Origin of the sequence: Pseudomonas sp. YY-1 (genome assembly GCF_002843095.1) — a bacterium.
Taxonomy (GTDB): domain Bacteria; phylum Pseudomonadota; class Gammaproteobacteria; order Pseudomonadales; family Pseudomonadaceae; genus Aquipseudomonas; species Aquipseudomonas sediminis_A.
The window spans coordinates 107498-119946 of the sequence record NZ_PJLX01000001.1; the positions used below are offsets into that span (position 1 = coordinate 107498).

Here is a 12449-nt window from a genome sequence, read left to right on the forward strand (position 1 = left end):
AAGATCGTCGCCATCGATGAATGCCGAGGTGCATATGATCTTTTCCGAAATGCTTGAGGCGGTGCGCCGCGATCCCAATGCCGTGGTGATCCCGGCTGAGTGGGGGCAGGGCCGCGCCAGTTTCGGCGGCCTGGTGGCGGCTCTGGCGTTCGAGGCCATGCGCGCCAAGGTGCCGCAGGGTCGTCCGGTGCGCTCGCTGGCTATCACCTTCGTCGGCCCCGTGGCGCCGGATGTTCCCGTCAGTTTTCAGGCCGAGGTGCTACGCGAGGGCAAGGCGGTCAGCCAGATGTTCCTACGCGCGGTTCAGGACGGGCAGGTGGTGACCGTGGTGCAGGGCAGCTTTGGCGCATCGCGCCCTTCGGCGATTGCCGTGGAGGCGCTTGCCGCGCCGCAGATCACGCCGGTGGAGCAGTGCCAGGAGTTACCCTACGTGCGCAACGTCACGCCGGAGTTCACGCGCTTTCTGGCCATGCGCTGGGGCATCGGCGGCATGCCTTTCAGCAACACGCCATCGCGGCAGATGGGCGGCTGGGTGCGTTTGCGTGGTGAGCGCGAGCCACAGGCGCTCAGCGAGGCGCACTTGCTGGCACTGGTCGATGCCTGGCCGCCTGCGGTGCTGCCCTATCTGAAAAGCCCCGCGCCGGGCAGCTCGCTGACCTGGACCATCGAGTTCGTCCAGCCGCTACACACTCTCAGCAGCGAAGACTGGTGCCTGTATCGCGCAGACATCGAATATGCCCGCGATGGTTACGGGCACGTAGCGGCGGCGATGTGGACCCCCGCAGGTGAGCTGATCGCCCTGAGCCGGCAGACCGTCACCGTCTTTGGTTGAATCAGTGGCGCCAGGCAGCGCTTCAGTAACAGGCGCTTCAGGGCAGCGCCCCTGTTGGTGAGAGGCTCTGCGGGCTCGGCCGTGGGCTTGCCGCACCAGGGAGGTTTCCAGCAGGCACGAGCCGCATATGCGATTGCCTGGCAGGGTCTTTACAGGCGTAACTGGCCGATGGCCTTGTTCAGCTCGCCCGCCAGCTGTGCCAGTTGCTGACTGGTGGCGGCCGATTCTAGGGTCTGGCCGACGGTCTGCTCGGTCACGTCACGGATGCCCACCACCGAGCGGCTCATTTCTTCGGCCACCTGGCTCTGCTGCGTGGCAGCCACGGCAATCTGCGTGTTGCTGTCGCGCATCAGGGCCACGGCGGCAGTGATGGCGGCCAGCGATTCCCCGGCTTCCTGCGCCAGTTGCACGCAGTGATTGGCGTTTTCCGAACTTTCGCGCATGAATTCGACAGCGTCGCGGGTGCCACCCTGGAGGTTGCCGATCATCTGGGTGATTTCGTCGGTTGAGTCCTGCACGCGCTTGGCCAGGTTGCGCACCTCGTCGGCGACCACGGCGAAACCGCGGCCCATTTCACCGGCGCGGGCGGCCTCGATGGCGGCATTGAGGGCGAGCAGGTTGGTTTGCTCGGCGATGCCGTGAATTACGCCGACCACGCGACTGATGTGCTGACTGTCCTCGGCCAGGCGCTCGATGCTGCCGGCGCTCTGGCGTACACCTTGCGACAGGGCCGCGATGGATTGTTCGACACGCTCGACCACCTGCTGGCCTGCACGAGCCAGCTGGTCGGCATTCAGTGACTGATCGCGGGTAGTACCAGCGTGGTCGGCAATATGTTGAACGGTGGCCGACATCTCGTTGATTGCGGTAGCGGCCTGATCGGTCTCGCTCTGCTGGCTGAGCATGCCCTGACGCACGGCCCCCATGCGTTCGGCCATATCGCGGGTGCTGCTGTCCAGCTCGCTGGCCACCTGGCCGACGGTGCCGACCACGTGCTGATAGCCGGCTTGCATGGCGTTGAAGGCGGCGGCCATCTGGCCGACCTCGTCACGGCTGTCCAGCGGCACGCGCAGGGACAGGTCCCCGCTGCGTTCGGCTTGCAGCATCACATCCTTGAGGGTGTTGAGGTGACTGAGTAGAAAACGTATCAACAACTGCGAGGCAGCCAACAGCAACAGCATCAACACGGCGACCGCGACGGCATAGGTCAGCGCGTGCTGGGTGAACAGGTCGAGCAGGCTGGGTGCGCGCACCATGATCGCCAGATCACGTCCATTGCCGAGGATGAAGCGCTGTACACCGATCACCGGCGAATCACCGAATAGGGCGTCGTGCGACAGTGCCTGCCAGCCGCTGGCGTCAGGAGCTCCCTTAGCGACCGGCAGGCTGCCTTGCACCATCTGGATATCGGCTACGTTGGGCAAGGTGGCCTGCTCTGGCCACTGCTGCAGCACGCGCGCTTGGGACAGAGCTGCCTGGCGCGCATCGGCGCTGCGCGCCTGCTGCTCGATGTGCAAGGCGAATAGCACCAGGATCAGGCTGATGACGAGGACAACGGCGTTGACCGCCCAGAATTTGTATTTAAGAGAAAGATCGCTTATCCAGGCGCTCATGTTGTTGTTATCCGTCTCGCTGCGTTCTATTGGCCAAGTGCCAGTAGTATGCCTTGACTGGCAGCCAGAACCTTGACGTCAATCAATACTCTGGTGCCGAGTCTTCCGCTATGGCTGGCATACCGAAGAACGCTCGCGCACAGGTTGTGGTCTGTGCTGCCAGGGTTTCCTCGCTTTGCCCGCGGTGCAACGCCACCTCGCGCAGCACCTCGCCGAGAAAGGCGGGCTCGTTACGCCCGCTCTTGGGTTTGGGTCGCAGGCTGCGCGGCAGCAGGAAGGGCGCATCGGTCTCCAACATCAGGCGCTCGCCGGGGATGTCCTTGAGCAGCGGGTGCAGATGCGTGCCGCGACGTTCGTCACAGACCCAGCCGGTGATGCCGATATGCAGGTCGAGATCGAGATAGGCATAGAGTGCACGGCGTTCGCCGGTAAAGCAGTGCACCACCGCTGCGGGCAGCTGATCGCGATAGCCACGCAGGATCTCCAGCAGGCGCTGGCTGGCGTCGCGCTCATGCAGAAACACCGGAATTTGCAGTTCGACGGCCAGGGCCAGCTGTTCTTCCAGGGCTTTTTCCTGCGCCGGACGCGGCGAGAAGTCGCGATCGAAGTCCAGGCCGCATTCACCCACGGCGCGTACTTGCGGTTGCGCCAGCAGCGCCTTGAGAGTATTGCTGCTGGCGCCGTTCCACGAGCTGGCATCATGCGGGTGAACCCCGGCGGTACTGAACAGACGTTGGCCACTGCTATCCAGCTGTCGGCAAAGTGCGAGACTCGCCTCGCTTTCATTCAGACTGGTGCCGGTCAGCACCAGCTGACACACGCCGGCTGCGTAGGCACGTTCGAGCAGCGCCTCGGCCTGCACAGCGAGGCTGGGGTGGGTGAGATTGACGGCAATATCGATGAGTTGCATGGTGCCACCTGTTGAACGCGAAGGGGCAGAATAGCAGATGGTGTCCGTTCGTCAGGAAGTCGATTTAAAACAATAAGTTGGTCGCTGTTTTTAAGGTTGATGCAAGGTTGTGGGGTGGCGCTGCAGCGTCTGGCTGTGCCAATCTCCGCGCCCCGCCAGCCTTGGGAACCTGTTTGGCGGGTTTACGGCTGGTGGCGGTCTGTCGCGCAAGGGCGTGCAGCCGGTTGCCAACCGGATCAGGTTTCGGCGGCCAACCGCCTTCTCTGGAGAGTCGATGTCGCGATTGCTGCTGATCCTGTGCCTGCTGGCCGCGCTGCCGTTGTCGGTCAGTGCGCGCGTGGCCGGTCCGCCGGAGGTAGGCAGTCAGGCCCGTAGTGCACGCGATCTGCCGGCGATTCGCAGCAGCGGTGAGCTGCGCGTGCTGGTCAACCAGAGCCGCAACAGCTCGGGCTCGGTCAAGGGCCAGAGCATCGGCGTGGAGTACCACCGCCTGCGTGCGTTCGAGCAGTACCTCAATCGCAATTCCCGTGATGGCCGCAGCCTCAGGCTGAAGATCATCCCCAAGGCCAAGGACCAGTTACTCGGCGCCCTGCAGCGCGGCGAGGGCGATCTGGTCGCGCCCGGCGAATTGCTCAATGTGCGCACCGGGCATGATGTCAGTGCCAGCACGGCGATTCGCCGTGAGGTGCCTCTGGTGCTGGTCTCCAAGCAGGGCAATCGGCATTACCGCAGCCTTGAACAATTGGCCGGGCGTAGCCTCTCGTTACCGGCGGGTAGCGCTGTGGGCGAAGCGCTGAGGTTGATCAACCAGCAACTGGCAGATCGCAAGCTGCCGCCCATTGTGGTCGAGTGGGTCGACCCCAGTCTGGCCGTTGAAGATGTACTGGAAATGGTCCAGGCCGGCATCTTCGAACGTACGGCGGTAGAGCTGCCGATCGCCGAGCGCTGGGCCAAGGTGATGCCCAAGTTGCGCGTCGACAAGCATTTGATCCTGGCGCGTGATGGCGACATGAAATGGTTCGTGCGCCCCGATGCGCCGATGCTGCGTGCCAGCATCGACCGTTTCTTCAGCAGCTATCAGAGCCCGGCCGATCAGGATGCGGCGTTTCAACGTGTCTATCGCCGCTTGTACAAGGTGCATTCGCCACTAGGGCGCACTGAACGACAGCGCCTGGAGAAAGTGCGCCCGGTGCTGCAGCAGCATGCCGAGCAGCATGGTTTCGATTGGCTGATGCTGGCTGCGCTGGCATTCAAGGAGTCGACGTTGAACCCATCGGCGCGCGGCGCCAGCGGCGCGACCGGTCTGATGCAGATCACCCCGGCGGCGGCGCGTAGCGTGGGGGTGAGCAATATCCAGAACCTCGACGGTAACGTTCAGGCCAGCAGCAAGTACCTGGCGATGATCCGCCGCAACTTCTTCAACAGCCCGCAGCTTAATGAGCGCGAGCGCATGGCGTTCGTCCTGGCGGGCTACAACCTGGGGCCGCAACGGGTGCAGAGTCTGCGTGCCGAGGCACGCAGACGTGGCCTCAACCCCAATCAGTGGTTCTTTCAGGTCGAGCGTGTGGCCATGGAAGAGATGGGCATGGGCGTGGTGAGTTATGTGAATGCGGTGAATAAGTACTACCTTGCTTATGACCGTGAGCGCTATTTGCTCGAGCCGCAGTTACGGCGTCTGACGGCCAACTAAATATCAAATTAATCGATTTATATAAGCGGTATTTTGCTGTTTTATGATCAAATAAATTGGATATTCTATGCGCCATCTACCCCACACAACGAAGGATGCCTTGCAATGAACAACCTGATAAAAAGCATTACCGCTAGCCAAGCCGGCCTGGGTATCACCATCCTGCGCATCGTCGCCGGCATTACCTTCGCCGCCCACGGCTCGCAGAAACTGTTTGGTTGGTTTGGCGGTTATGGTCTGGCGGGTGTTGCGCAGTGGATGGAGAGCATCGGTCTGGCTCCCGGTTACCTGATGGCGCTGGCGGCCGGTAGTGCCGAGTTCTTCGGCGGTGTGGCGCTGATCATCGGCCTGCTGGTACGTCCGGCTGCGGCGGTACTGGCGGTGACCATGCTGGTGGCGATCTTCACCGTGCACCTGGCCAACGGTTTCTTCATGAGCAACAACGGTTACGAGTTCGCCCTGGCCCTGCTGGCCATCAGCGTCGCGCTGGTGTTCGAAGGTGCTGGCAAGCTGTCGGTCGATAGCAAACTTGCTCGCTGATTCGACCCCGTAACAACGAGAAGGCCCGCTAATGCGGGCCTTCTTGCGTTCTGGGGTGGGCAATCATGCGGCAGGGGTTTGTTCGGTCTTCTTCTCCTGCGCGGCGACCTGCTGCGCCAGTTCGATCATCTGTTCGCGCATCCAACGGTTGGCCGGGTCCTGATCGGTGCTCTCGTGCCAATACAGGTGGGTTTCCAGAGCCGGGACGTCACCGACCGGCAGCGTCACGTGGTGCAGGTTGTGGCGACGGGCAAAACGCTCCGGCACGGTCATTACCATGTCGGTCTGCTGCATCACGCTGCTGGCCATCAGATAGTGTTGCGAGCGCAGGGCAATCTTGCGTTGGATGCCCATCTTGCCCAGCGCGAGGTCGACGTATCCGAGGCCACTGCGGCGGCTGGAGATGTGGATGTGGGTCAGCGACAGGTATTCGTCGAGGCTGATCTTTTCCTTGGCCAGCGGGTGGCCAGGGCGCATGGCGCAGACGTAGCGATCATCGAGCAGCTTGACGTGACGAACCTGCGGGTCGGTGTTCAATGGCGCGTCGACGGCGAAGTCGAGGCGGCCGGCTGCCAGCTCCTTGGTGGTTTCGCGGCGCTTGGCCAGGAAGCTCTCGATGCATACGCTCGGCGCCAGGCGACGCAGGCGCTGGAACAGCGGCGGCAGAAGAATCTGCTCGGACAGGTCGGTCATGCTGATGCGGTAAGTCTTGCCGGCCTGCTGTGGGTTGAAGGTGCGGCTTTCCTGCACTGAAACGCGCAGCAGCTGCAGGGCGTTACGCACCGAACCGATGATGTTCTGCGCCATGGGTGTCGGCACCATGCCCTGGGCGGTGCGCACGAACAGCGGGTCGTTGAAGGTTTCGCGCAGGCGGGCGAGGGCGTTGGACACCGCCGGCTGGGTGATGCCGACGATTTGTCCGGCGCGGGTCAGATTGGCCTCGGTGTAGATGGCGTCGAAGACGATGAAGAGATTCAGATCCACCTTGGTCAGGTTCATGCCGGCAGTGCTCCAGGGGCGTCGATATCAGTCGATCATATATCGGTTATGAATGTTCATACACGCTGAAAATAGGTTCGATAAATCTTAAGCGCTGTTCTAGCATCATTTCCACAACCTCTCACCCTTTGTCACAAACAGGTAACCCCATGGATTTCGCCTATTCCCCGAAGGTTCAAGAGCTGCGTGAACGTGTCAGCGCATTCATGGAGGCGCACGTTTATCCGGCCGAAGCGGTATTCGAGCAGCAGGTGGCAGAAGGTGATCGCTGGCAGCCGACCGCGATCATGGAAGAGCTGAAGAACAAGGCCAAAGCCGAAGGTCTGTGGAATCTGTTCCTGCCCGAGTCCGACTATGGCGCCGGCCTGACCAACACCGAATACGCGCCGCTGGCCGAGATCATGGGGCGCTCGTTGATCGGCCCGGAGCCGTTCAACTGCGCCGCGCCGGACACCGGCAACATGGAGGTGCTGGTGCGCTACGGCAACGAGGCGCAGAAGCAGCAATGGCTGGAGCCGTTGCTGTCTGGCGAGATTCGCTCCGCCTTCGCCATGACCGAGCCGGGCGTGGCGTCGAGCGACGCCACCAATATGCAGGCCAATGCTCGTCGCGAGGGCGATGAGTGGGTGATCAACGGCCGCAAATGGTGGACCTCGGGCGCCTGTGATCCGCGCTGCAAGGTGATGATCTTCATGGGCCTGACCAACCCGGACGCGCCGCGTCACCAGCAGCACTCGATGATTCTGGTGCCGATGGATGCCCCAGGCGTCACCGTACTGCGTCCGTTGCCGGTATTCGGCTACGACGATGCGCCGCATGGTCATGCCGAAGTGCTGTTCGAGAATGTGCGCGTGCCATACGACAGTGTGTTGCTGGGCGAGGGCCGTGGCTTCGAGATCGCCCAAGGGCGCCTCGGCCCAGGCCGTATCCACCACTGCATGCGTTCGATCGGCATGGCCGAGCGTGCCCTGGAACTGATGTGCAAGCGCGCCGTGAGCCGCACGGCCTTCGGTAAGCCGTTGGCACGCCTGGGTGGCAATATCGATCACATCGCCGATTCGCGCATGGAGATCAACCAGGCCCGCCTGCTGACCCTGAACGCGGCTTACATGATGGATACCGTTGGCAACAAGATCGCCGCCAGCGAAATCGCCCAGATCAAGGTGGTGGCGCCCAACGTGGCACTGAAGGTGATCGACCGGGCGATCCAGATGCATGGCGGTGCCGGTGTCTCCAACGACTTCCCGCTGGCTTACTGGTACGCCATGCAGCGCACTCTGCGTCTGGCCGACGGCCCGGACGAGGTGCACCGCGCCGCCATCGGCAAGTTCGAGATCGGCAAGTACGTGCCGCGTGACGTGATGAAAGCCAGCCGCTGATGCAGTGGTGGTAAGAAAAGAGGCCCGCTTTTATGCGGGCCTCTTCTTTTGTGTCTGCAGGGTCAGGGCAGTCTGTCGTCCGAACGCTGCTCCTGGCCCAGCCAGCCCAGGCGCATATGCAGTTGGGCGGCGAAGGCGCGTGCAGCGGCCTCGTCCTGAAAGGTCAATGCGCGTCGTCCGAGTTTCACCTGCCAGAACCGTTGACCCTGGCGCTCGATGAGTTCTATGCAGACTTCGCGCATCGCTTCTCCTCAGGTAGCGCTGGCCTTGTCTCGCGTCTTCAGCAGCGACAGGAGTACACCACCGGCCAGCAGACCCAAGGTTACGCCAAGTGAGAGCAGGGCGGGAACCTTGATCAGGTCGTGCAGGAAGATCTTTCCACCGATGTACATCAGCACCAGCGCCAGGGCGTACTTCAGGTAGATGAAGCGGTGCATCAGTGCGGCCAGGGCGAAGTACAGCGCACGCAGGCCGAGAATGGCGAAGATATTCGAGGTGTAGACGATGAACGGGTCCTGGGAGATGGCCAGAACCGCCGGTACGCTGTCCACGGCGAACACCAGGTCGGCCAGTTCGATCAGCACCAGTGCCAGCAGCAGCGGGGTGGCATAGAGCAGCGGCTTGCCACTGACCTTGTCTTTCAGGCGCACCAGGAATTTGCCTTCGTGCAGGTCATCGGTGACGCGAATGTGCTTGCGCACGAAGCGGATCACCGGATTCTGCGCCAGGTCTGGATGCGACTCTTCGTCACCGCTGCGCAGCATCTTGACGCCGCTGAACAGCAGGAAGGCGCCGAAGATGTAGAGAATCCAGTCGAACTCCTGCACCAGAGCCGTGCCCAGGCCGATCATGATCGCGCGCAGCACGATGACCCCGAGAATGCCCCAGAACAGCACGCGATGCTGGTACTTACGCGGGATGTTGAAGTAGCCGAGGATCATCGCCATGACGAAGACGTTGTCCATCGACAGCGATTGCTCCACCAGGAAACCGGTGTAGTACTCCATCGCCTTGGTGCCGCCGAGCTGCCACCAGATCCAGCCGCCGAAGGCGACCCCAACACTGAAGTAGCCGGAATACAGCAGCAGGCTCTCGCGCATCTCGATTTCATGCTGATCGCGATGCAGCACGCCGAGGTCGAGTACCAGTAGAGTGATGATCAGTACCAGGAAAGCTAGCCAGAACCAGCCGGGGGTACCGAAGATGGGGGATGTCAAAAAGGCAAGTAGAGCGTCCATGAGCCCTCCCTTATGTCTGCCTGAGTTGAAAGAAATCCACTCAGTGACTCCGACATCACGGTGAGAACACTCACCGCCAGAGGGGCCCGGCGTCACGCGGTGCAAAGGCTAACGCCGAGTCGAGAAGCTGCCAAGCCCCCTGCAGAGGAATATTTTCTGGCGTCAGTACACCCAGATCTCGACACGGCGATTGCGGATGCGGCCGTTGTCCTGATCATTGGCCGCCACCGGCAGTTCGCTGCCCATGCCGGTGATTTCGCGAAACAGTACGCCCTGTCTGGCCAGCTCGCGGCGCACCGCCATGGCTCGCAGTTTCGACAGCAGTTCGGCGCGCTCAGGGTCGCTTTTCGGATCGCCGAAACCGACCAGCACGACCTTGTGCTGCAGCTTGTCGTGCTGCTTGAGGTAGTCCAGTACGCGCTGCAAATCGCGGTGAGCCTTGTTATCCAGCGTTGCGCTGCCTTCCTGAAAGCGGAAATTTACCGACAGGCGCTGGGCCTGTTGTGCCAGTTGCTGGTACTCGGTTGGCATCTGCGCATCCGCGTCGACCTGTATCGCCTGGACGGTCTGGGCGATGAAGCCGCTGCTGTCGACGATGGCCTGGCCGCGTGGGCTATGGGCGAAGTCGATCAGCGCGCGTGCCCATGGGTTGGCCAGTTGCGGGTCGTTGTAGAGAAACAGGCGACGCGCCAGGGGGTAGTCCTCGGTAGCGATCAGCGTGGTACTCGGCGGCATGGGGTGAGAATCGCCAGCCGCGACTGCGACAGCCTTGGTCTGACGAATATAGGGCAGGCCGATGAAGCCAATGCCATTGGGGTCGCTGCTCACCGAATCCGACAGCTGGGTGCTGGATTCGAAGCGTTGGGCATTGGCCGTCAGCGTGCGTCCGCCCGGAGCCAGCACCAGCTCCTTGAAGGTGTCATAGGTGCCGGAATTGTCATCGCGCGCATAAGCGCGAACCTTGCCGGGCTTGCCACCCAGCGCTGCCCAGTCATTGATCTCGCCGGAGAACAGTTGCGCGATCTGTTCGACGCTGAGGGCGGAAACCGGGTTTGACGGGTGGACGATGATAGCCAGGCCGTCGATGGCGATGACCTGCTCGCTCTGCGGGCTATGCATGTCGCCCAGCGTGGCCAGGGTAGCGGCTTCGCCATCCTTGATCGGTCGCGACGAGGCGGCCAGGTCGGCGCTGCCATCCTTGAGCGAAGTAAAACCGGTACCCGAACCATGGGCCGCGACCTCGACGATGACCAAACGGCCGTCGTTCTGGCGCGCCAGCACGCGCTGTTCGTTTTCCCGGGCGCCGTCTTCGCTGTGGATATCGTGCAGGCCTTGAGCTTCGAACAACCCTTTGACCAGCTCTGGACCGAGCTTGGCGCCAATGGTGTTGGAACCCTGGATGCGCAGCACCGGCTGGCCACCTTCGGAGGCAGGCAGCGCGGCAAAAACGGAGAGAGGCAGGGCGTAGCAGATGAAACCGATCAGCAGCAGAGACAGAGTGCGACCCCAGAGGTCACGGTCGATGGCAGGCAGGGCGCGCGGCATGCGGCAGGCACCTTCTAGTGGGTGAGAGAAAGTGCCACGCAGATTAAGTCAGTCAGATTGCAGTCATGTGACGGGGCGCGTCATCTCTCGCGCCCCTGGTTTCAGGCCAGTTCCAGCCAGATTGGCGCATGGTCCGATGGCTTGTCCATGCCGCGCAGATCGTAGTCGATGCCGGCATCCTTGAAGCGCGCCTGCAGCGGCTGACTGGCGAGGATCACGTCGATGCGCAGGCCGCGCTTGGGCTCGTCCTCGAAGCCGCGACTGCGGTAATCGAACCAGCTGAAGCGGTCATTCACCTCGGGGTTAAGGTGGCGGAAGCTGTCTACCAGGCCCCAGCTCTTGAGGGTCGCCAGCCACTCGCGCTCTTCCGGCAGGAAGCTGCACTTGCCGGTTTTCAGCCAGCGCAGGCGATTGGGTTCGCCGATGCCGATGTCGCAATCTTCCGGGCTGATGTTGATGTCGCCCATCACCACCAGCGCCTGCTGCGGGTCGAAATGCTCGACCAGCAGTTGCTGCAGGTCGGCATAGAAGCGCTGTTTGGCCGGGAACTTCACCGGGTGATCGCGGCTTTCGCCTTGTGGGAAATAGCCATTCATGACGGTCACCGGGTTGCCATTGGCATCGGCGAAGGTGCCGTAGATGAAGCGCCGCTGGGAATCCTCGTTGTCGCCGGGGAAGCCCTTGTGCAGGCTCAGCGGCTCCTGGCGCGAGAGTAGGGCGACGCCGTAGTGGCCTTTCTGGCCGTGGTAATGCACGTGGTAGCCGAGCTGGCGAATCTCCGCTTCGGGGAACTGCTCATCGGACACCTTGGTTTCCTGCAGGCCAATCACGTCCGGCTGGTGTTTTTCGATTAGAGCTTGCAGTTGATGAGGGCGCGCACGCAGGCCGTTGATATTGAAGGAGACGATTTTCATGGGCAGCGGGTCCTGGGCAAAAGGCGATGCTAGCCGATCCTCGGCGCTCGCGGCCAGCGCCTGGCGGGTGTCATGCGCTGGTGCTAAGTTGGCTGTGACGCGCTGAACCACAACTTATAAAAACAGAGGTCCGCCATGCCCCATAACACCCCAGCAGAAGTGCGCATGCTCGACGGTGGTTACGCCCGCGAGGTGCGTTCGCTGCTCTACCATGCCTATCGTCATGAGCCGACCTTCGCTTACCTGTTCGAAGCCGAACGCCCGGGTTTCGATCAGCGCGTGCGCGCGACGATTCGCGAGCTGGTGCAGCAGCACTTCGCTGAAGACCAGCCGGCCATCGGCCTGCTGATTGATGATCGGTTGATCGGCGCAGCGCTGATCGCACCGCCACAGCGTCGCCTGGATATCACCGAGAGCTGGGGTTGGCGTCTGCGCATGCTGCTGAGCACCGGCTTTGGCTGCACCAGGCGCTACCTCGAATACCACGATGCGGTGCTCGCCAGCCTGCCTCCCGGTCCTTATCACGTGCTTCCGCTCCTGGGCATTCACCCGGAGTTCCAGGGCCAGCATCGCGGCGAACAACTGCTCGAGGCGCTGCACGACTGGTGCGCGCAGGACAGCGGCTCGCAAGGGGTGGTGCTGGACACCGGCAACGCGCGCTATCTGGAGTTCTATCGGCGCCAGGGTTACGAAGAAATTGGTGAGCTGGCCATTGGCCCGGTGGTCGAGCACGTATTCTTCCATCCCAACCCTCAGCCAGTGGTCTAAGCAAGCGCCTGAACCCCGGCT

The 12449-nt window shown here is 62.3% G+C and carries 12 protein-coding genes; 5 read left to right on the forward strand and 7 right to left on the reverse strand.

The features are described from left to right. Window positions 1-34: 34 nt before the first annotated feature. Window positions 35-832, forward strand: coding sequence for an acyl-CoA thioesterase II (locus CXP40_RS00555; RefSeq protein ID WP_106732478.1), 798 nt, complete (start codon window positions 35-37; stop codon window positions 830-832). A gap of 149 nt (window positions 833-981) precedes the next feature. Here the strand turns inward: CXP40_RS00555 and CXP40_RS00560 are convergent, their stop codons facing one another. Continuing rightward, on the reverse strand, window positions 982-2088 hold the full coding sequence (locus CXP40_RS00560; protein ID WP_371916921.1) for a methyl-accepting chemotaxis protein: 1107 nt from the start codon (window positions 2086-2088) through the stop codon (window positions 982-984). Window positions 2089-2527: 439 nt separating this feature from the next. After that, the gene (locus CXP40_RS00565) at window positions 2528-3355 is read right to left on the reverse strand and encodes a TatD family hydrolase (RefSeq protein ID WP_106732176.1); all 828 of its coding nucleotides are present in this window, start codon (window positions 3353-3355) and stop codon (window positions 2528-2530) included. A gap of 274 nt (window positions 3356-3629) precedes the next feature. Here CXP40_RS00565 and CXP40_RS00570 point away from each other — a divergent pair, with 274 nt between their 5' ends. Together CXP40_RS00570 and CXP40_RS00575 are read left to right on the forward strand one after the other, a co-directional pair. Further along, window positions 3630-5045, forward strand: a complete 1416-nt coding sequence (locus CXP40_RS00570; RefSeq protein WP_106732177.1) for a transglycosylase SLT domain-containing protein — start codon at window positions 3630-3632, stop codon at window positions 5043-5045. A gap of 105 nt (window positions 5046-5150) precedes the next feature. Then, on the forward strand, window positions 5151-5585 hold the full coding sequence (locus CXP40_RS00575) for a DoxX family protein (protein ID WP_106732178.1): 435 nt from the start codon (window positions 5151-5153) through the stop codon (window positions 5583-5585). A gap of 63 nt (window positions 5586-5648) precedes the next feature. Here CXP40_RS00575 and CXP40_RS00580 read toward each other — a convergent pair whose 3' ends face one another. Further along, on the reverse strand, window positions 5649-6584 hold the full coding sequence (locus CXP40_RS00580) for a LysR family transcriptional regulator (RefSeq protein ID WP_099523858.1): 936 nt from the start codon (window positions 6582-6584) through the stop codon (window positions 5649-5651). Window positions 6585-6733: 149 nt separating this feature from the next. On the opposite strand from CXP40_RS00580, the gene CXP40_RS00585 reads away from it, so the two are divergent. Then, window positions 6734-7963 (forward strand): acyl-CoA dehydrogenase, encoded by a 1230-nt coding sequence (locus tag CXP40_RS00585; RefSeq protein WP_099523860.1) that lies wholly within the window; start codon window positions 6734-6736, stop codon window positions 7961-7963. 62 nt (window positions 7964-8025) lie between these two features. Here CXP40_RS00585 and CXP40_RS00590 read toward each other — a convergent pair whose 3' ends face one another. The 4 genes from CXP40_RS00590 to xthA form a co-directional block, all read right to left on the reverse strand. Then, on the reverse strand, window positions 8026-8205 hold the full coding sequence (locus CXP40_RS00590; RefSeq protein ID WP_106732179.1) for a hypothetical protein: 180 nt from the start codon (window positions 8203-8205) through the stop codon (window positions 8026-8028). Between the two features lie 9 nt (window positions 8206-8214). Beyond that, window positions 8215-9201 (reverse strand): TerC family protein, encoded by a 987-nt coding sequence (locus CXP40_RS00595; protein WP_106732180.1) that lies wholly within the window; start codon window positions 9199-9201, stop codon window positions 8215-8217. Window positions 9202-9363: 162 nt separating this feature from the next. Further along, entirely contained in the window at window positions 9364-10746 is a 1383-nt protein-coding gene (locus CXP40_RS00600) for a substrate-binding domain-containing protein (RefSeq protein ID WP_106732181.1), read from the reverse strand. Window positions 10747-10847: 101 nt separating this feature from the next. Continuing rightward, window positions 10848-11660: an exodeoxyribonuclease III gene (gene xthA / locus CXP40_RS00605; RefSeq protein WP_106732182.1), complete on the reverse strand. Its 813-nt coding sequence runs from the start codon at window positions 11658-11660 to the stop codon at window positions 10848-10850. Window positions 11661-11795: 135 nt separating this feature from the next. Here xthA and CXP40_RS00610 point away from each other — a divergent pair, with 135 nt between their 5' ends. Then, on the forward strand, window positions 11796-12428 hold the full coding sequence (locus CXP40_RS00610) for an N-acetyltransferase (protein WP_106732183.1): 633 nt from the start codon (window positions 11796-11798) through the stop codon (window positions 12426-12428). Window positions 12429-12449: the final 21 nt, after the last annotated feature.